20 protein-coding genes are annotated in these 20,434 nt (G+C 41.7%); 4 read left to right on the forward strand and 16 right to left on the reverse strand.

Annotation, left to right across the window (positions count from 1 at the left end; translation table 11 throughout):
• Positions 1–950: 950 nt before the first annotated feature.
• From AAC000_RS23045 to AAC000_RS23055, 3 genes are all read right to left on the reverse strand, one after another.
• Entirely contained in the window at positions 951–1,775 is an 825-nt protein-coding gene (locus AAC000_RS23045) for a flagellin (protein ID WP_339726258.1), read from the reverse strand.
• A gap of 533 nt (positions 1,776–2,308) precedes the next feature.
• Entirely contained in the window at positions 2,309–3,136 is an 828-nt protein-coding gene (locus AAC000_RS23050; RefSeq protein WP_339726259.1) for a flagellin, read from the reverse strand.
• Between the two features lie 421 nt (positions 3,137–3,557).
• Positions 3,558–4,382, reverse strand: coding sequence for a flagellin (locus AAC000_RS23055; protein WP_339726260.1), 825 nt, complete (start codon positions 4,380–4,382; stop codon positions 3,558–3,560).
• Positions 4,383–4,641: 259 nt separating this feature from the next.
• Between AAC000_RS23055 and AAC000_RS23060 the strand changes: the two genes are divergently transcribed.
• Positions 4,642–5,613, forward strand: coding sequence for a hypothetical protein (locus tag AAC000_RS23060; protein ID WP_339726261.1), 972 nt, complete (start codon positions 4,642–4,644; stop codon positions 5,611–5,613).
• Here AAC000_RS23060 and flgL read toward each other — a convergent pair.
• The 13 genes from flgL to AAC000_RS23125 all read right to left on the reverse strand — a co-directional run bounded on the left by flgL (position 5,596) and on the right by AAC000_RS23125 (position 18,449).
• Complete coding sequence (gene flgL / locus AAC000_RS23065) at positions 5,596–6,819, reverse strand: flagellar hook-associated protein FlgL (RefSeq protein WP_339726262.1); 1,224 nt, start codon at positions 6,817–6,819, stop codon at positions 5,596–5,598. The two genes, AAC000_RS23060 and flgL, sit on opposite strands and share 18 nt — an antisense overlap.
• 14 nt (positions 6,820–6,833) lie before the next feature.
• A complete protein-coding gene (gene flgK, locus AAC000_RS23070) occupies positions 6,834–8,984 on the reverse strand; it encodes a flagellar hook-associated protein FlgK (protein WP_339726264.1) in 2,151 nt (716 codons plus the stop codon).
• Positions 8,981–9,964 carry a flagellar assembly peptidoglycan hydrolase FlgJ gene (gene flgJ / locus AAC000_RS23075; RefSeq protein WP_339726266.1) on the reverse strand — a complete coding sequence of 328 codons (984 nt, stop codon included), beginning with the start codon at positions 9,962–9,964 and terminating at the stop codon, positions 8,981–8,983. The genes flgK and flgJ overlap by 4 nt, the downstream gene beginning before the upstream one ends.
• Before the next feature lie 8 nt (positions 9,965–9,972).
• The gene (locus AAC000_RS23080; RefSeq protein WP_339726268.1) at positions 9,973–11,085 is read right to left on the reverse strand and encodes a flagellar basal body P-ring protein FlgI; all 1,113 of its coding nucleotides are present in this window, start codon (positions 11,083–11,085) and stop codon (positions 9,973–9,975) included.
• Between the two features lie 13 nt (positions 11,086–11,098).
• Positions 11,099–11,797, reverse strand: a complete 699-nt coding sequence (flgH, locus tag AAC000_RS23085; protein WP_339726270.1) for a flagellar basal body L-ring protein FlgH — start codon at positions 11,795–11,797, stop codon at positions 11,099–11,101.
• A 16-nt stretch (positions 11,798–11,813) separates the two neighbouring features.
• Complete coding sequence (flgG, locus tag AAC000_RS23090; RefSeq protein WP_339726272.1) at positions 11,814–12,602, reverse strand: flagellar basal-body rod protein FlgG; 789 nt, start codon at positions 12,600–12,602, stop codon at positions 11,814–11,816.
• Positions 12,603–12,677: 75 nt separating this feature from the next.
• Positions 12,678–13,421, reverse strand: a complete 744-nt coding sequence (locus tag AAC000_RS23095) for a flagellar basal body rod protein FlgF (RefSeq protein WP_339726274.1) — start codon at positions 13,419–13,421, stop codon at positions 12,678–12,680.
• 140 nt (positions 13,422–13,561) lie between these two features.
• Positions 13,562–14,956 carry a flagellar hook protein FlgE gene (gene flgE / locus AAC000_RS23100; protein ID WP_339726276.1) on the reverse strand — a complete coding sequence of 465 codons (1,395 nt, stop codon included), beginning with the start codon at positions 14,954–14,956 and terminating at the stop codon, positions 13,562–13,564.
• 15 nt (positions 14,957–14,971) lie between these two features.
• Positions 14,972–15,655 (reverse strand): flagellar hook assembly protein FlgD, encoded by a 684-nt coding sequence (flgD, locus tag AAC000_RS23105; protein ID WP_339726277.1) that lies wholly within the window; start codon positions 15,653–15,655, stop codon positions 14,972–14,974.
• 48 nt (positions 15,656–15,703) lie between these two features.
• Entirely contained in the window at positions 15,704–16,126 is a 423-nt protein-coding gene (gene flgC, locus AAC000_RS23110) for a flagellar basal body rod protein FlgC (RefSeq protein WP_339726278.1), read from the reverse strand.
• Positions 16,126–16,527, reverse strand: a complete 402-nt coding sequence (flgB, locus tag AAC000_RS23115; protein ID WP_339726279.1) for a flagellar basal body rod protein FlgB — start codon at positions 16,525–16,527, stop codon at positions 16,126–16,128. The genes flgC and flgB overlap by 1 nt, the downstream gene beginning before the upstream one ends.
• 84 nt (positions 16,528–16,611) lie before the next feature.
• Entirely contained in the window at positions 16,612–17,445 is an 834-nt protein-coding gene (locus AAC000_RS23120) for a protein-glutamate O-methyltransferase CheR (RefSeq protein WP_339726281.1), read from the reverse strand.
• 80 nt (positions 17,446–17,525) lie between these two features.
• Positions 17,526–18,449 (reverse strand): chemotaxis protein CheV, encoded by a 924-nt coding sequence (locus tag AAC000_RS23125; RefSeq protein ID WP_339726283.1) that lies wholly within the window; start codon positions 18,447–18,449, stop codon positions 17,526–17,528.
• Positions 18,450–18,690: 241 nt separating this feature from the next.
• Here AAC000_RS23125 and flgA point away from each other — a divergent pair, with 241 nt between their 5' ends.
• From flgA to flgN, 3 genes are all read left to right on the forward strand, one after another.
• Positions 18,691–19,401 carry a flagellar basal body P-ring formation chaperone FlgA gene (gene flgA / locus AAC000_RS23130; RefSeq protein WP_339726286.1) on the forward strand — a complete coding sequence of 237 codons (711 nt, stop codon included), beginning with the start codon at positions 18,691–18,693 and terminating at the stop codon, positions 19,399–19,401.
• Between the two features lie 173 nt (positions 19,402–19,574).
• Complete coding sequence (gene flgM, locus AAC000_RS23135) at positions 19,575–19,910, forward strand: flagellar biosynthesis anti-sigma factor FlgM (RefSeq protein ID WP_339726287.1); 336 nt, start codon at positions 19,575–19,577, stop codon at positions 19,908–19,910.
• Positions 19,911–19,951: 41 nt separating this feature from the next.
• Complete coding sequence (gene flgN / locus AAC000_RS23140; protein ID WP_339726290.1) at positions 19,952–20,380, forward strand: flagellar export chaperone FlgN; 429 nt, start codon at positions 19,952–19,954, stop codon at positions 20,378–20,380.
• The last annotated feature ends 54 nt before the right edge of the window (positions 20,381–20,434 follow it).

A 20,434-nucleotide genomic window follows, 5' to 3' on the forward strand; every position in this document is an offset into this window, starting at 1 on the left:
ATTAAGAAACCGGCACATTTAAAGAAAAAGCCTTAAACGAACAGTATTACGCCTTTGCGGGAATGACGGTAGATATTCGAGAGGATGTCACTGACTGCAATCTAAGTAAACCTGCAATAGGCGTGAACGTGGTCGGCTGTCTTCAAATCGTTCATGGGAGACTATCAGATTACAAAAAATCCAAATACTAATCTCATTACGACAAGGGCGCTCGATAATTAAACCGATAACTTCCCTTAGTAACAACAATCCTACAACTTAAATTATGAAAGGACTTTCCTCTTTAGTCTCTGTACCCCAGTGGTTCAATATCTTGTTTTTTTTTGCTTTTTGCTTTTTGCTTTTAACTAAAATCTAGCCACTATTGTCTATCTACTCGTCACTACTTTTAAAGTTGGCACACTACCTGCTTTAGTCTTGATAGCTAATTAAGTGTGAAGTCACTTGATCGCTAAAGAAAAAAGGCCGGGGAAATCTTTAAAGATCGCCCCGACCAACTTGCTCACGTTAGGAGATGGAGCAAATAAGGTTTCTGTCCGACTGGCAGGGTTAGAAGAGCTGAATACTGGCCTCTCAACCAAACTTCTACACTCTCGGTCCTGTTAGTCGGCGTTTTAATTTACACACCTAAGATGTAAACCAAAACAGAAATACTTTTTGTTCTAAAATACACCACAAGGCCCGAGAACAACGCACCTTATGGCTTTAAAGTGTTTGTTAAAAAAGGCCGGGGCAAAACCCTATCTAAGGCGTCCCCGACCAACTTGCTCACGTTAGGAGTTGGAGCAAACTTGGTACTGCTAAGGTAAAATCTTAATTACACCATAGCTTATAAATAGCGCCTTCCCTAGCATTTCGTAGTAACAATCCATTATTACTTTTTAGGGCATAGCCCTGGGTCGGCCTCTCATTTCCTACCCTCTAGATTTTTATCTCGGCAACCAAATTGATTAACCTAATAACTGCAGTGCTGCTTGCGGGCGTTGATTGGCTTGCCCTAACACAGTCACACTGGCTTGTTGAATGATCTGCCAGCGGGTCAACTCTGCCGTTTCTGTGGCAAAATCTGTGTCACGTATACGACTTCTTGCCGCTGATACATTTTCAGAAATGTTACTCAAATTTCTGATGGTCGACTGAAAACGGTTTTGTATTGCACCTAAATCAGCCCGCTGTGCATCAATAATTGAAATGGCTTCAGATATAGAAGTTAACGCTGCTGATGCTTGTGCCTCAGTCAACACAGATGTATCAGCTACAAACAATCCTGATGCTCCAAATCCCCCGCTTCGTTCAATATTGACGCTAATAGTTTGCCCTGCGTTAGCCCCTACCAAAAAGCGCGACGAAAAGGCACCGTCCAAAACGTTCACCCCACCAAACTGTGATGTGGAGGCGATACGACTCATTTCGTTCTTCAATGCCGTCACTTCTTTTTGTAGTGCGACCCGATCTGCCGATGAGTTGATGCCGTTTTGAGATTGCACAGCCAACACTCGAATTCGTTGCAACGCTGTTGTTGTTTCAGCTAACGCTCCCTCAATGGTTTGCGATAACGATATTCCATCATTGGCGTTTCGAACGGCTTGATCTAACCCTAAAACTTGAGTAGTTAACCGGTTAGAAATCTGCAATCCTGCGGCATCATCTTTTGCACCGTTAATTCGAAAGCCTGAAGATAATCTTTCAAAAGCCGTATTTAAATTGTTATTCGACGTAAACAACTGACGAGTAGCGTTTAACGACGACACATTAGTACTAACGAATAAGCTCATATTTTTCTCCTAACCATGCACCAACTTTTATTATTTTTTTATGTCAGTGGTATTCTGGTGTTGCTATAATTTAAATTGTCATTTTGGCTGCATTATTGGCACACCATATGCTTTATATAATTGCTAGCTGGTACCCTGGTTGGCATTTTTGTTAAGTGTTAGAAGCACAAAAAACAAATGCAAAAAGTGTGAGCTTATGCTCTAGCTGACAGACAGAATTGATGGCCTAAACCTCAATACCTCACTACCTCCTGGCGTCTGTTCTGTCTGTTAGCGATTTAACAAAAAAGCCTCGGCTTTCTTGGCTAAATCAATTAACGTTCACCCTAAATTTGTTCTAACGCTTTGAAAATACTTAATAATATTAAATCCCTCGGTCGGTTGCAGCCTGTCCCCACAATTTGCAATTCGACCGTTTTCTTTTTATCTATACCCTTTATTAATTCAACTATAGATAAATTTATCCTCGTTTTTAAGTTGCAGCCTGCCCCCGCAATTGCTCAACAATATTGCACATTTCAGTTCTCTACTTATTAACCTTGTAACAACTGCAATGCAGCTTGTGGTCTTTGGTTAGCTTGACCTAACACAGTAATACTGGCTTGCTGAATAATCTGCCAGCGGGTTAACTCTGCCGTTTCAACGGCAAAATCAGTGTCACGGATACGACTTCTTGCCGCTGAGACATTTTCAGAAATATTACTCAAATTTCTGATGGTCGATTGAAAACGGTTTTGTATCGCACCTAAGTCAGCCCGTTGGGCGTCGATTATTGAGATAGCTTCTGTTACCGAAGTCAGTGCTGCGGAAGCTTGCGCTTCAGTGAGAACAGAGGCGTCTGCCACAAATAATCCAGATGCTCCAAATCCACCGGCTCGCTGAACATTGACACTGATGGTTTGTCCAGCGTTGGCACCCACCAAAAAGTTAGATGAAAAAATGCCGTCTAATACATTCACACCACCAAATTGTGAAGTGGACGCAATACGACTCATTTCATTTTTCAATGCGGTGACTTCTTTTTGTAAAGCGACCCGATCGGCAGATGAATTAATACCGTTTTGAGATTGCACAGCCAACACCCGTATTCTTTGTAAAGCTGTGGTGGTTTCGGCCAGTGCTCCCTCTATGGTTTGCGACAGAGAAATGCCATCGTTTGCATTTCTAACAGCCTGATCTAAACCCAGAATCTGCGTGGTAAGACGGTTGGATATTTGCAAGCCTGCAGCATCGTCTTTCGCGGTATTGATGCGAAAACCAGATGACAAGCGTTCAAACGCGGTACTTAAATTATTGTTCGACGTAAACAACTGGCGAGTTGCATTCAACGACGACACATTCGTGCTAACGAATAAGCTCATTTTAAATCTCCTAACGATTTTTTTGTAAACACCACCCGGCTATTTTTATTATTAGTTGCCTTGATGGTTACAGAGCTTTTCTTTTATTATTATTCAGCTTCTGTAGAGGCGTTCGCTTATATTTTTATTAGATGCGTAACGTCTATGTCCATGTATCGTGCGGTGATTAAAAATTCTTTAGGAGAAAAACAAACTACTTTTTAAATGCTATATATTTCAAATAGTTAGACCACGAAAAAAGCCGGAGAAATTCTCCGGCTTAACGCGCTTCTTTCTGAGAGAGTGAGCGAAACTCTCAACTGCTCGGTTCTTATCAACCCAGTGCACTACCCCCTGGCTTCTAAGCCCCTAAACAGAAGAAGGGTCTCGAAACCTAGGCCAATCGAAAGTTAGTCCTATTAAATGACTAACCCAGCAAAGATTAACCTAGTAAAGATAGAGCCGCTTGTGGACGCTGGTTAGCCTGACTCAACACAGTCAAACTAGCTTGCTGAATAATCTGGTTTCGAGTTAATTCAGCAGTTTCAGAAGCAAAATCAGTGTCTCTAATCCGACTTCTTGCACCAGATACATTTTCAGAAATGTTAGTTAAGTTACGAATAGTTGATTGAAAACGGTTTTGCAAAGCACCTAAATCGGCACGTACGCCACCCACAGCAGAGATCGCTTCAGAAACAGCAGTCAGTGCAGCTGAAGCACCACCTACAGTAGAAACGTCAGTAGCGGCGATGCCTAAGCCAGACGCGCCATAACCACTTGTTCTTTCCAAGTTAACTGAAATATTCTGACCACCATTGGCACCTACTAGGAATTTAGACGAGAAATCACCGGTCAAAATATCTAGGTTTGCGAATTGTGAATCAGAAGCAATACGGCTGATTTCGTTCTTAAGGGCTGTCACTTCTTTCTGCAGAGCCACACGGTCAGCAGATGAATTGATACCATTTTGTGATTGTACTGCAAGAGTACGAATACGTTGTAATGAAGTTGTCACTTCACCTAACGCGCCTTCAGCCGTTTGCGTCAATGAAATAGCGTCATTGGCGTTACGTGCTGCTTGGTTAAGACCTTGTACTTGGGTGGTTAATCTGTCAGTGATCTGCAAACCTGCAGCATCATCAGCCGCACGGTTAATACGGAAACCTGAAGACAAACGTTCAAAAGAAGTACTTAAAGACTGCGCTGAATCGAACAAATTACGCTGCGCGTTCAACGATGATACATTGGTATTTACGAATAAACCCATGGTTTTTCTCCTACACTCTCAGTCCAGACTATGCTGGCGACCGAATAGTTATTCGGCTGGTTAAATAACACTAATAGAGTAACGATTCTCAAAATAAAAAATCATTACTACTGGCTCTCTCGAAAATGGTATCGACTCTAAAAAAAATCCCTTTAACTTTAATTTGCCTTTTTTCTCTAAGGCGGCAACTTTTTGCCGCCTTTGCATTTACCTTTTACTTGAGTTTCAATGAGTTAAATATTTTAAGAAAATTTCAAAAATGTGCATAAATTGGATTAAAAAGGTTGGGAACAGAGCAGCTCACAATGCTTTTGTAGACTTATGTGAGTTTAAACAACAGTTATTTGTCTGTTACAGAGAGGCAGAAAATCATCTCAGCGCTGACGGGATCATTCGAATTTTGACCTTAGATTTCCAAGGACAAATTTTGTATTCAAGTCAAATAGCAATTCCCAAAATGGACTTAAGGGATCCTAAGTTAACCCTAACCCCAGATGGTCAGCTTTTACTCATTGCATTTGCTCGGCATACTTCCATTCAAAATAAAACAATAGGTACTAGGAATTTAACGTGGTTATCACAAACGGGACAGAGTTGGTCCACCGCCAAAGAATTTGCTGCAAGAAACTGGTGGTTATGGCGAGTTAGATGGCATAAGGATCTAGCATATGGGTTTGCATACAATAAAAAACAAAACGCTATCGATTTTTATTCGGGCAATCCAAGGAGAAGTTTTCACTTACATCAACCTTATGTCTTAAGCTTGCATAAACATCAACTAGGATACCCAAATGAAAGTGACCTTATTTTTGACAACAACAAAGCTTATGCATTGGTGAGAAGAGATGCCGACAGTTACACGGCGCAACTAGGTTTGAGCCAATTCCCTTTTAAAAAATGGCGCTGGATAGATTTAGGACGTTATATTGGCGGCCCCACTATGTTACGACTAGATGAAAATTTTGCCTTAGTAGCAGGGCGAATAGTCAAACAAGGCCGACTTGTGACGGGATTACTTAAAATGAACTTAGACAATGGAGAATTACAAGAGTTACTGATATTACCATCCGCTGGAGACAATAGTTATCCGGGGTTAGTGTTAAAAAACGACTGTCTTTATATCAGTTATTATTCCTCTCACGAGGACAATAAAAGCGGTGTGTATTTAGCCAATATTAATATTCATTTATTATTACAAAACAATAATCATGCTTTAGATATAGTCAAATAACGAGGTTCCCGTTACCCGAGTAAATGTTGCTTGGGCCGCTTGCAATGCTGTTTCTTGACGGCTCAGTTCTGAGACGGCTTCAGCATAATCGACTTCTTCTATATTTGAGCGAGCAGTCTTGTTAGCTATTTCCAAGTCTAAATTAGAAGATAACACAGAGTCTGCACTGTTCCTTCTACCACCTATTTGCGAGATCGCATTACCTATACTTGTCTTTGAATTATCAACCCCCGTTAGCGCATCTGCCAACGCCTCATCAAAATCAGAATTAGAGATATTCTCATTGGTTAATGCTTCTACAAAATCATTGAGTGTTTCAGCTATATTTTTTTTCTCTGGTTGCTCTAACTGAAAATTGACTGTGTCCCCTGTTGTACCGCTAATATTAAATTCCAAACCTTGGTAAAGTAAGGTACTGCCACTTGCAAAGTCAACTGTATCTAACACCGCTCCTGTTCCTACATTGGTTATCTCGGCTTGAGTAGGAGAAATAATAGTCACTTGAAATTCATTATTGGCTGGGGTTATTGCATCATAATTATTACTGTGAAACTTATCGAAGGCACTTTGACCTTGTATTTCTAAGGAGGCCGATGTCGCCCCTACAGAGCCAGTGATAGAGGTTTTTAAGCGACTATAAACATTTTCAAATACTTCCTGCCCCGAGTTATTCATTTTCAGACTAACGGTATCCGACACTTGAATTTCGTTCTGGCCACCGTCACCTTCAAAATTGTATAAGTTACCTGGAGAACTCGCGTTAAAACTAAAGGCAGGTGAGGCTGACTGAAAGCCTGCAAAAATGTATTCTCCAGAGGGGTTACGGCTATTCATTAAGTCAAACACTTGATCGCGGATTTGTGCTATTTCGATTGCAATCGCATTTTTATCATCCGCACTCATAATGCCATTGCCCGATTGAACCATTAACACGCGAGCACGGTCTATGGCATTATTCACACTACTTAAAACCGTTTCTTCTTGCTCCAAACTATTGGTCAACAAATTGCTGTTCTTTTTATACTGAGTAATCAAATCAATCTCTTCAGTCAACCTTATCACTTGCGCAGATCCCACTGGATCATCAGATGGACGCAATAATTTTTTGCCTGAAGATAGTTGTTGCTGAATATCTGACAACTCCGCTTGGTTATTCAATACAGATTGAATACTGCGGTCATAAAGTTGTCCTGTGGAAATACGCATAATTTACCCCTTTCTTATCGAGCAACCGCTAAAATAGTGTCAAAAATATCTTGTGCAGTACTGAGTAAACGCGCTGCTGCCGCGTAAGTTTGTTGGAAGCGAACCAAATTTGCGGCCTCTTCATCTAAGCTAACGCCCGACACCGATTGAAACCAATCACTTGACTGGGACTTAAGCGCCTCTGACGCTTGTAATGCGATATCAGCACTGGCGGTTTTTTGGCCTACATCACTGACTATATTGGCATAAGCTTCGTGAAAACTAATAGGATCACCTGCCCCACTATTATTGACTTGCATAATATTTTGATTCTGCAAATCTGCCAAGGCTAATCCATTACGATTATCATTCAATCCATCAGAATTATAAGCAATGGTAAAACTGTCTCCCGCTTTAGGCACACCATTTAAGGATAGATCAAAACCAGGATAGTCATCTAATGCACTAAAGGCTGCCGGCCATCCAGCGGTCCCTTCTGCTTGAGCCAACAAATTATTTAAACTGGTGACACCAGACACAGTGGTGATCGTGTTTCCGGCACTGTCTCTGACTTCATATTCATCACTTGCTGTAAAAAAAATCTGTGCAGGTGCCCCTACACCGCCCGCTCCTGTAGGCGAACTTCCCGGTCCATGTACACCACCTGAACCATCAAACCCCGACGCAGCGCTGTCAGCAAAAGTATTGTCTACAAAAGTATTAGTGACAACTGTGCCTATTACTTGACCATCACCTAAGTTACCGATATCGGCATTTACCCGAATAGGTGAAGCCAACGCCAAGTCCTCAGGGCGAGTCATAAGCACTTCGATCTGATCAGCGGTATTTTTAGTGGGTTGGATTAAAAATTGGTCTCCAGCGGTATAAGAGGCACCACTCGAAAACTCCAGCTCTACTCCACCCAGTACCTTAGTAAAAGTACCGGCTTGGGCATCCACTGCAGGATAATTTTGAATAATATCGTTACCATTAACATCTTTGATTACCGACCCGTCAGGATTCAAAGCAGTCACTGTAATATCTAGCGTTGGTGGTACCCCAGCAGTCACACTGTTTATTTCAACTTGGTAATCTGCACTGGTAATTTCACCTGCGGCACCAGAGGCAATACGCCCAGTCACCACGCTATTGATATTCACATTATCAGGGTATTCAAGCCCAGCAAACTCTGGTAGTAAAAAAACATCACTACCCAATTGTTGATCTAAATCCATGCCTTGACGATTTTGGGTATTGATTGATTCGGTAATGGTTAAGGCTATCTGTCCCAATTCTCTTCGACTGGGCTCTAGTACTTCATCTCGATAGCGCAACAGCCCCCCTATCGCCCCACCTATTTCGTCTTCCTTAATATTTAAGGTAGTAGGCTTGCCATTGCTAGAGAGTTGCAAGGACATGTAATTTAAGTCCGCGTCTTGGTCTACTGTTATTACGTTAAACGAACCATCCTGCAGAACCAAAGACTCTCCAGATGTTAAGTTGACCATCACTCGCCCGTCATTATTAGAACTCTCGCGGGTTTCAATAGACATTAAACCAGCTAATTCCAAGATTGCACTGTCACGCTGATTTTTTAAGGTGCCAGGCTCATCATACTGATTGTTGACTTGATTCACGACTATGGCGTCATTCAAGTCAGCAATGTTTTGAACAAGGGAATTTACCTTTTGAATTTGAGCAGTGATTTCTAGATTCATCTCCTCTTCTTTGTCTCGCAAGAATCCCGACACTGTACCAATTTGCCCAATTAATGATTGTGCTTCACCTAACACTAATAACCTTCCGGCGAGACTGGTTGGATCATCGGCTGCTGTTTGCACCGAAGCAAAATAGCGACTCATGCTTGAGGAAATACTGTTCGCTTCGCTAGCAAATACACTATCGATTACCGCAGTTTTGTTATAGAAGCTTTCATGCTCACCTTGTAAAGTGGTATCACGACGCAATTGGTTTTGTGCAAATACATTTAACACCCGCTCTGTAGTTGACTGCCCAACGCCGCCAGTTAACTCGCTAACAAAACTCGTACGTTCACGCACAAATCCTTCAGTATTCACATTAGCGATATTATTACCGGCAGTAGTCAGCAACTGATTACTCGCATTCAGCCCACTTTTAGCAATAGAAAATAAATCAGCAGTTCTCGTTTTGGTACTGTAAATCATTTCCTCGCACCTCTATCGTTCAATTGCTCTGATGAATACTGTTTAAACTGCTCCCCCTCAAACACAGAAATCACTTTATTCGCATAATCGGGATCAGTGGCGTAACCGGCTTTTTGCAATTCTGAGAAGTAGTCTTGTGGCGACTGACTTTGTTTAACTGCCTCTTCATATCTTGTATTTTGTTGCACAAAACTAACGTAGTCTTGCATCGAATCAGCAAAAGAGTCATACATTCTAAAGGGCGCTTTTTTGGTCGCTGCAACACCCTGCTCAAATTCGATAGTGTCAACCATCGCGCGGTCACCTTGCCATCGACGATCAGCTTTAATACCAAATAAATTATGTGAATTTTGTCCTGATGTATTGTGGATCATATGTTTACCCCAGCCTGTTTCAATTGCGGCTTGCGCCAACAAAGCCTTGGGATCAATCCCCAATTGCTCAGCGGCTTGCTGTGCAGCAGGGTAAAGTTGCTCGATGAAAGACTGTGCATCGTCAAAAGCAGCCGTTTTAAAAGCTTGAAAGCTTTGTACCGGCTGATCACCCAAAACGTCATTCTGGGCTCTTTGAGTACTCACAATGGCATTGCGATTAATACTGGAAAGATTACCATCGTTACGCAACGCACCTGCTGGCATATAGTCATCGCCGGTTTTACCTAATTGACGCACTATGATTTCTGCTAGACCTATGCTGCCGTTACTGGCCAAATCACTGGCGATTTGGGTGTCGTGCATATCTCGATAAAATTTGACTTGTTCTGAATTGAACGGGCTATCTTTATCTACCATCACGTCTTGCGCCTTACGCATAGACTTAAGCATCATTTGCACAAAAATAGCCTCAAATTGTTTGGCGGCTTCATCTAATGCTTTACTGTCACCACTTTGCGCGGCACGGCGCAACGTATCCAATCCTTTAATGTCATTGGCATTTCTGGATAATTCAAGGGGATTTTGAGTCGTGAATGACGGTTCCATAAGATAGCCTAGATAACCACGAGGTCGCCTTGCAAGGCTCCCGCTTCCCGCAGAGCTTCCAAAATTGCCATCAAATCACCCGGCGCTGCGCCCACTTCATTCACCGCTCTGACCAACTCATCTAAGGTCACACCAGGATTAAAACTAAACATACGGGTGTCGTCTAAGTTCACGTCAACAATAGACTGAGTGGTCACCACAGTTTCGCCCTCTGCTAACGCATTAGGCTGAGTAACAGTTTGGTTTTCAGCGATTGTGACAGTAAGCCCACCGTGTGTAATTGCCGCCGGTAATAATCGCACATCTTGACCTATAACTATGGTGCCGGTACGACTGTTGATCACTACTTTTGCCGAGGCTTTAGCTGGTTCAAATTCGAAGTTTTCTAAGGTGGCCAGGAATCCCACTCTTTGTCCCACATCTCTAGGCGCGGTAACCCTGACTGAAGCAGCGTCAATAGGTGTGGCAATGATATAACCTTTGTCGGGATCCGCTCCTAATCTAAAGTTAATGGTATCCGCTAAGATCTTAGCGGTAGAAAAATCAGGGTATTTCAAATTGAGTGTTAAAAAGTCATTTTCCATAAAACCACTAGGTACTGCGCGCTCCACTATGGCGCCGTTTGCGATGCGACCAACAGTAGGTGTATTGACCACTATCTTTGAACCATCACCACCTTGCGCACCAAAACCGCTGACCACTAAACTACCTTGTGCTATGGCATACACTTTTCCGTCTAGGCCTTTTAGGAAGGTTTGCACAAGCGTCCCCCCCTGCAAGCTAGCAGCTTCTCCGATAGATGAAACCGTAATATCTATGGTCTGACCGGGTTTGATAAAAGGAGGTAAATCTGCGTGAACGGCAACGGCAGCCACATTTTTAATTTTAGGTTTGAGGCTACTGTCTAAGCTAATGCCAAAATTTGATAGCATGGTTCGAAAACTTTGCTCGGTGAAAGGACTCTGTTCACCTGTGCCAGGTAAACCCACCACTAAACCATAACCGACTAGTTGGTTACTTCTAACACCTTGAACTGAAGCCAAATCTTTTATTCTTTGGGCAAAGGTTATTGGTGACAGCAGTAAACTGGTCACTATCATCAGGGATACAATAGACTTCATGTCATTCTCCACATTAAAACGGCCAATATTCAGATGAAAAGAAGCCACTTAACCAGCCTTCTTTTTGTGCGGTATCAAAACTACCCGTACCACTATATTGAATTCGTGCATTGGCAATTTTGGTTGACTCGATTTCATTGGTTGGACTTACGTCTGCTGGACGAACAACTCCAGTTAAGCGGATATATTCGTCACCATTATTTAGGGTCAACCATTTTTCACCTCTAACCAGTAAATTTTGGTTTGCCATCACTTGCACCACAGTGACTGAAATACTGCCCGTTAAGTTATTACTTTGATTTGCGGTGGCATCACCTTCAAAGTCATTACTTGCATCCAAGCCCAGTTGTATGGATTCATTACCAAGGTTAAGGGCGTTTCCGCCTAAACCTATTATGGGGTTCACTTCCACTCCAGTGGCTTTGGAGGTGCTCGTTCCAGCCGATTTGGTTGCTCGAGTGTTTTCTTCAAGATTCACTGTAATAATGTCACCAACCCGTCTGGCTTTTACATCTGCGAACAAGTTATTGGCCATATCTGCTTGAAAAATAGAACCATCATCGGACACTTTTTGCTGTGGCGTATTCGGCATAATTGGCGCATAAAAGGGATCATTAGGTAATGGCTCGCGACTATTAGTAGACTGACAGCCAGCTAACAACATCATGCCGAGACATAAATAGAATAATTTGAGTAACCTTAGTTGCATCATCAGTGTTGCACTCTCATTAAAGCTGCTGAATAACTTGACCCAACATTGAGTCAACCGCTGAAATAACTTTTGAGTTCATCTCGTAAAGGCGCTGACTTTCGATCAAGTTGACGAGTTCTTCAGTCACATTCACATTAGATGTTTCAAGCGCACCTTGCACTATGGTGCCAATGCCTTCTAACCCTGGCACGCCCTGAATAGGTGCGCCGCTGACGGCCGTTTCAACATATAAATTTTGCCCTGTTGGCTGTAAGCCAGTGGGATTAATGAAATCCGATAGATTAATCTGTCCTAAAACTTGAGGGTCCGCTTGCCCTCTGACTGAAGCTGATACTTCACCGTCTTGAGAAATAGTTAATTGTTGTGCATCTTCAGGCACTGTGATGGTGGGTTGTAATAAAAACCCTGCACCAGGGGTGACGATTTGCCCTTGGTCATTTAAAGTAAATTGACCATTTCTGGTGTAAGCAGTACTGCCGTCTGGTTGTAATATTTCAAAAAAACCTTTGCCTTGTACCATCATATCTAGAGAGTTGTCGGTAGACAGCATATTGCCTTGAGTGTGGGCTTTTTGGGTCGCAACTACTTTACTACCCGCACCTAACATCAAGCCAGACGGCAACTCAGTATCAGCCGAAGAACGGCCACCTGGTTGATTAATATTTTGATAAAGTAAGTCTTCGAAAATAGCACGGTCTTTTTTGAAACCCACTGTGCTGGCATTAGCCAAGTTATTGGATATAACAGATACATCAGTCTGAGCGGCATCTAGTCCTGTTTTACTTATCCACAATGCAGGATGCATAAATTGTCTCCTAATAAATTCGTTTGTTAGCTTGTTGTACTAACGTTTGTGATAACCAGTCGCTTAATAATGACCTTAAATAATCCGCAGCAAAGCGTTACCACGACTATCAAGATCTTGCGCCTGTTTCATCATCTTGACTTGCATTTCATAATGGCGTTGTAAATTGATCATATTAACCATTTCTTCCACTGGATTAACATTGCTGCCTTCAAGTACACCGGTGCGAATATTAACAATGGGATCTTCTGCAGCCTGTTCACCACTCTTGAGTCGGAACAAACCGTCAGTACCACGCTCCATATCCCGAACATTAGGGTTAACAAGTTTAAGTCTGCCCACTTCTTCTAATACAGTTTCAGGAGCCCCTTGCGGTCGCACAGAAAGTGTTCCGTCGTTGGCAATATTGATATTGGATAAAGGGATAGGCAGAAATACCGGTCCAAAATCTCCAACCACAGTATTCCCATGGGCATCTTTAAGCTCCCCGTTAGGACCTAATTCAAAACTACCGTTACGGCTATAGGCCTCATTACCTTGTGCATCTTGTACTGTGAACCAACCATCACCTTGTATTGCCAAATCTAACTCTCGGCCAGTTTGAATCTGTGGACCACCCTCAAAGTTATTAACGGCATTTTCTGTCATAGAAAACACCCGAGTAGGCAAACCTTCGCCGAAAGCCGGCATGGCTCGCGCTTGCTCAAGTTGAGCCCTAAAACCAGTGGTTTGGGCATTTGCAAGGTTATTGGCTCGCACAGATGCGCCGAGTAAGTCTTGTTTGGCGCCACTGCTGGCTATGTAAAGTAGTTTATCCATGACAGAAAATTGACTTTGTTGGATCTTGATTAAAACAAGTGCAAGTAAGATGCCATCTAGATATAAAAGCGAGTTTCTTAGCAGACATAAAAAAGGCTGCTCGAAAGCAACCTAATAAAAGCTTAACTATCAATAAGTTATTAACGAATGTTAAGTACCGTTTGATTAAGCTGGTTATTCACTTCCAAGGCTCTTGAGTTGGCTTGGAAATTTCGCTGAGCGATAATCATATCAATCAATTCTGTGGTTAAGTTGACATTAGCCTGTTCTAACGCTGATGAGTTAATTTCACCAAAGGTACCAGTAGTCGCTTCACCTGCTAGCGCTTCACCAGACAAAATACTTTCTTGCCACTGGGTGCCACTTTGTTGGGTTAACCCTTGATCATTTGCGAAACGAATCAGCGCAACCCGCACTATAGGCTCTGATGTTCCGTTAGAGTAGGTGGCTCGCACTAACCCATCGGGGCCAATCTCAATACCTGTTAGCCTGCCTACTGGTAAACCATCTTGCTCTAAAGATGTTACTTCAAAAGCCGAGGCAAATTGAGTCGGTTCGTTAGCCGTAGCATTAACTGAATCTAACGTAAAATTAGTCGTAATGGTTTGCGTGGGATCTGAGCCATTTGCGAATATAGTTGAACCAATTGGAACAGATTGAAGATCACCAGTTAAGATTGACGTACCGTCTGCATTTTGAGTCGCTTGAAAATCCCCCCCATTACTAAATATCATGCGATACCCAGAAATACCATTACCGGCACCCAAAGACGTTTCACCCACAACGTTTGGTCCTGTACCACCAGCGGCACCGACTCCAGCAGTATCCCCTTCAGTATCTAAAGGATAATCATCTAAATAGGTGACCCCTACCCATTCATTCCCAGATGCAGAAGCATCCTTCATAAAATAATACGTCATAACATGACTATCACCTAAGGTATCGAATACGGTAACAGAGGTAGCGGCGTTGTAGGTAAGAGGATCGTCTGGGTTAAATAAATCTAAATCCACTGGGTCAGCGCCAGCGGGTAAATTCATTTTTAATGCCACTTCAGTGGTTTCTTGAGGTGCACCTGATGAGTCAGGGATACGCACAGGTACTGTTGTACTTAAAGCAACAGAAGAAGAACTACCGTCAGCGTTGACCGGAAAACCTAATAAATTATCTCCAGCAGAATTCACCACAAAATTATCAGAATCCAATTTAAATTGGCCGGCTCGAGTAAAAGAAAAATCTCGTGAGTCAATTTCGGGAATAGTCCCAAAAAAGCCATTACCCGTTATTGCTAAATCCAAAGCGTTATTGGTGAACTGCAAACTACCTTGAGAAAACTGTTGAGCCACTTCTTGAGTAAGTACACCGTCACCCACTTTGGTTTTACCACCTGCTAGTAAAGATTGGGCATACACATCACCAAACTCTGCTCGCGACTCTTTAAAGCCGACAGTGTTAACGTTAGCAATGTTATTTGCTGTTGTATCTAAGTCTTTTTGTGCCGCTGATACGCCACTTAATGCAATGTTAAAAGACATACTTAATTTCTCCTGTTAACCGCCGATTTGAATAACATCATCGAGTTTGACACTGACTTCGCCATCCAAGTTTAGAATGATACCTTGACTACTTGCAGCCAGACTGACGCTGTCTACATGTCTATTGATTGCCGTAGGAAGCACGATTGATTCACCGCCCACTTCACCTTGTGCTCGCACCACATAATTACCCACCGGCAGAGTGTTGCCACTTGCATCGGTTCCATCCCAGTTAAACTCAACGTTACCTGCTGTTTGTGTACCAGCATTAATTGTTTTAACCACTTCACCGATTTCATTTTCAATGGTAATTTCTAGTCCTTGCACACTTTGCTCAGCGATAACCACACCGGAAATCCCCTCGCCCTCGGTCGACACATAACCGATGTCGCCTTGTAATAATACTTGCTGCCCAATTAAACTCGACGCCTGAAGCGCTTGATTTGAGGTCATGGAAGTCGCAAAGTCACTGAATTTTGAATTGAGCTGCTCTATGCCGTCAGCCATAGTAAAGCTGGTCATTTGAGATACCATTTGATCATTATCTACAGGCTTAGTTGGGTCTTGATTAGCAAGCTGTTCAGTCAATAACGAAAAGAAATCTTCTTGGGTAAGGGTCTGATTACTGCCATCTGAGACGGCTGTCGCTTCAGGCTGCCAATAAAGTGAGCTATTTAACCCATTGTTTACTGTTTCCACAATTTTTCTCCTGATGCTTTCATACTGCGAAGCCCTGTAATTTTCATGTTATGACCCCTGACCAAGTCTTAGTACACCTCTAAAAATACGCTTGGTTGTATCAGCTACTTGCACGTTGGTTTCATATGCTTTTGAAGCAGACATCATATCGGCCATTTCCTCCACCACATTCACATTGGGTTTGTAGATATAACCATTTTCATCTGACATTGGGTGACCAGGACTATATTCGATTTGTAGCGGCTTTGAACTTTCAACTACCCCTAATACTTGAACTCTCGAACCTGGGTTTAATTGACCTGAGGCTTGGTCTAATTCGGCGGCAAATACAGCATGACGTGCTTTATAAGTTTGGTCATAACTACTGCTCACACTGTTGGCATTGGCTACATTACTGGCCGTGGTATTCAAACGTACACTTTGTGCACTCATGCCTGAACTAGCAATGTCCATCACGTTAAATAAGCTCATTATTGCTGCCCTCCACTTATGGCCTTTTTCATACTTTTAATCTTGCCACCTAAAAATTCCATACCAGCTTGATAACGTAATCCATTATCTAAAAATGTGTTTCTTTCGACCTGTACATCAACTGTATTACCATCACCTGTGTCTGGTTGATTGGGAATACGAAATTGCAGTTCACCTGAGCTTTGAATTGAACCTTTAATGTGGTTGTCGTGGGTACGAGTTAAATTTTGACCTCTGGACTGCTGTGCACTTTTCATCGCCTTTTGAAAATCAATGTCTCTAGCCTTGTAACCTGGCGTATTGGCATTGGCTAAGTTTCCCGCGAGTACTTCCATACGGTCAGTTCGAACTTGTAAGGCTTGGTGATGAAAACCCATCAACTTGTCTAGATTAATAGCCATGTATTTCTCCTCTATTGAACGGAATAGAGCAAAGGCTGTGCCATTAGATAAGATTAGATAGTAATTACGAACTAAGGTGAGGTTTTATAAAGGTTTTTTAACGTAATATAGGCCAGGACTACATCTCACCATAGTGAATTTATCCGTTAAACCCGAGAGGGATTCAGAGGCACCGAGAAATAATATGCCGTCGTCTTGCAGGCAAGCGGCAATCTTTTGCAGTATCTGTTTTTTCACATCGGCAGAAAAATAAATCAGCACATTGCGGCAAAAAATGATGTCAAACTTGCCAAGAGATGAATAACTATCTAACAAGTTAAAGGATTGAAACTTTGTTAAATCTTTAATGGGGGATTTCAATCTTAGTTTATTGTCATCAGTAGATTCGAAAAAATCTGCTTTGAATTGTAAGGGTAAACCGCGAGAAATAGCTAATTGATCGTATTCTGCAGATCGACATCGTTGCAACATCTCTTCGGAAATATCAGTCCCGATAATCTCAATACCTGCTCGAAAACTATTTGCTTGTTGTTTTTTAAAATTTAAGATCGTCATGGCAATCGAGTAGGCCTCTTGACCAGAGGAACACGCCGCACTCCACACACGAAATTTTCTATTTTTAGCCGCGAATTGACTAAGTATTGGACTTTCAAGCAATTTAAAAGGGTACCCATCACGAAACCACAAGGTTTCATTCGTCGTCATGGCTTCAATCGCAGCAGTTTGGTGCTGGCGATTGCCTTTTATTACTGAATCAATATAGGCATTAATAGTTGCACAGTTAAATTTTTTGACTAGAGGGGTTAGTCTACTGCGCACTAAATACTGTTTATTCTCCCCTAAAACAATGCCACAGGCTCGTTCCAAGAAATAACTAAAAGACACATAATGCTGTTGATCAAACTCTATTTCGGTCACTCACTACTCTCTAACAGCATATATTTTAATTGACTACATCCTTTTATAACTAATTGTATTAACAACTCACTACACATCTACTAGTCGTTTCCAAACCATTTTTGCACTGAAGTAGCCAATTCATCAGGATGAAACTTAGCAATAAAGTCATCAGCTCCTACCTTTTCAACCATTGCCTGATTAAACACACCGCTGAGTGAAGTATGCAAAATAACATGCAGTTTTTTAAGTTCAGGGGTGTTTCTAATTTCAGCAGTCAGTGTATAACCATCCATTTCAGGCATTTCGATATCTGATATCAACACCCCTACTCTATCGGTTACTTCACCTGTTTCGGCGGCAATTTCTTTTAATCTTTCTAATGCTTCAAGACCATTCTTCGCCAATTCAATATTTAACCCAAGAGCGGAGAGCGCCTTCTTAATTTGATTGCGAGCTACAGAAGAGTCATCAGCAATAAAGATAATTTTTTCTTGTTTATTGTCGACTTGTAAATTACTGGCTAAGTCGTCACTCAAATCAGTATTCACGGGAGAAATTTCATTTAGAATTTTTTCAACATCTAAAATCTCTATCAACTCGTTTTCGATTTGCGTTACCGCGGTCAAATAGCTGGCTCTTCCACTGCCTTTTGGTGGTGGCATAATAGACTGCCAGTTAGTATTAATAATGCGCTCAACTGAGCCCACTAAGAAACCTTGCACAGAACTATTGTATTCAGCAATGATTATAAAGGCAGTGCTTAAGTCTTCAATTTTTTTGCCACCAGTTGCCAAACTCATATCAATCACAGAAATGGTTTGTCCACGAATATGCGCTATGCCTCGCACCAACTTATTTAATTTAGGCATCGAAGTTAACGGCGGACACTGTAATACTTCACGCACTTTAAATACGTTAATACCAAATCGTTGTCTTGAATTAAGTTTAAACAACAATAACTCTAATCTGTTTTCACCAACCAACTGAGTACGTTGATTGACTGAGTTCATAATTTCAGACATGCATAACTCCAATACGAATTAAAAGCGGCGTAACTTTTGCTTATGTATTTGCTTAAGTACACATATGTACAAAAACAATGCATCTAGATTGCGGAAAACCGCAACTAATTGACACTTAACGTAACTCATTAACTGAGCCTAGTAATAGTAACCGAAAAATTTTCTATTCTAGCGTCTAAATTTTGACGCCTTTGCTTTCGTTAATATGCCCATAGCATAGACAACTTAACAACAAGTGAACATGAATAAATTATATTATTATCAAGCATTAGCCCGACTGTTAGCAATATGTACTTGTTTATATACAGGTATAACGGCGGCAGTCGAAAATAATTTAACCAAACAGACACTGGTTAGCCAAGCAGAGCAATTTGTATTAGAGCAACTCGACCCAGATAATATTAAAACTATTGAAGTAGTGGCCACACCCATTGATGATCGGGTACAGGTGCCAAAATGCCTCTCTGCGCTTACGTTTTCATCGACACCAGAAGCTCTCAGTCAATCAAATGTAATGGTAAAAGCACAGTGTAGTGATAACAACTGGTATATCTTTATGGTGGTCAAAGCAATCGAAACTCAACCCGTTGTGGTGATATCAAGTGCGGTCAGCCCAGGCACATTGTTAACCACTGATAACCTTCATGTAGTCAACATGAATAAAAAGAGTTTAAGAAGTAGTACTTTTGCCGATATTGAAGACGTAATAGGCGCAAGAATAAAACGTCGCGTCACGGCAGGAAGACCAGTCAACCCCAATAACTTATGTTACGTTTGTAAAGGCGACAGTGTCACTATTTCTGCTGGCAACACTAACATGCGTGTAAAAACCACTGGCGTTGCATTAGAAGACGGCAAAATGGGTGAAACCATTCAGGTTAAAAACAGACGTTCAAGCAAGAAAATTTACGCACGTGTAGCAGGTACAGGCCAAGTGGAAATTGGCATTTAGTGGAACACTCTAGCAATTCAAAATACCTATTTTGAAAAGGTATTGGGTTAAATAAAATCACTGGATTTTAGTCCCGATTCATTTAGTGCTGTAAATTGTTTTTTTTGCTAAAGTATCCGGGATCGTGGCCGATAACATTAATGAGGTTAAATTAAAGGGAGTGGGTATTCATTATGTCTATTAATAACATAAACAACGGTAGCCCAAAGGCACCGCTTGATAACCAAAAGCTTAGCCAGCAACAGCAGGCTTTGAACAACGGTAGTGCACAAAATACAAGCGCGCAAAATGCAGCGACAACTGGTGCTCGTCTGGATTCTGTGTCTTTGACATCATCTGCACAACAACTCAGTCAGGTTCAGAAAAAAGGTGTGGAAGCACCAATCAATCAAGAAAAGGTTGATAAATTGAAGAAAGCTATACAACGTGGCGAATATCAAATTAATCCTGAAGCCCTAGCGCAGAAAATTTCAGCATTAGAATCAGAAATATTTGGTACAAAAGCATAAAGGCAGCATAATGGAGGCTGTCTTTCTTTGTGAATACTATTATGTCTGAATTAAAAAAAGCAATAACAAGTCAACATACTTTATTATTAGAATTACAACAAATTCTTGAAACCGAACTCCACCTTATCAGTAGCAGAGATGCTGAGTCACTGATCAGCATGTTAAAAACCAAAGAAGCCTTACTTGATTCAGTGCAACAACAAGATACTGTTATTGCTGACTTGTATTCAAAAGCAAGCCAAGCGCAAAAAGATGATGAAGAGATAATCGAATTATTTAATCAAGCCAAGGAAATGGTCACCCAGTGCAAATTTCGCACTCAAATCAATCAAACCGCAGTAGAACAAGGTCAATTGCGTTTAGAGCACTTACGTAACTTATTAATAGAATCGCGCGCTAAAGAATCGATGACCTATGATAAAAGCGGACGTACGCAAGGCGGAAATTCTGGCAGTGGCACCAGCGCTTAAGCTTCTAGCTTCTAGCTTCTAGCTTCTAGCTTCTAGCTTCTAGCTTCTAGCTTC

Source organism: uncultured Paraglaciecola sp. (assembly GCF_963977085.1).
Taxonomy (GTDB): Bacteria; Pseudomonadota; Gammaproteobacteria; order Enterobacterales; family Alteromonadaceae; genus Paraglaciecola.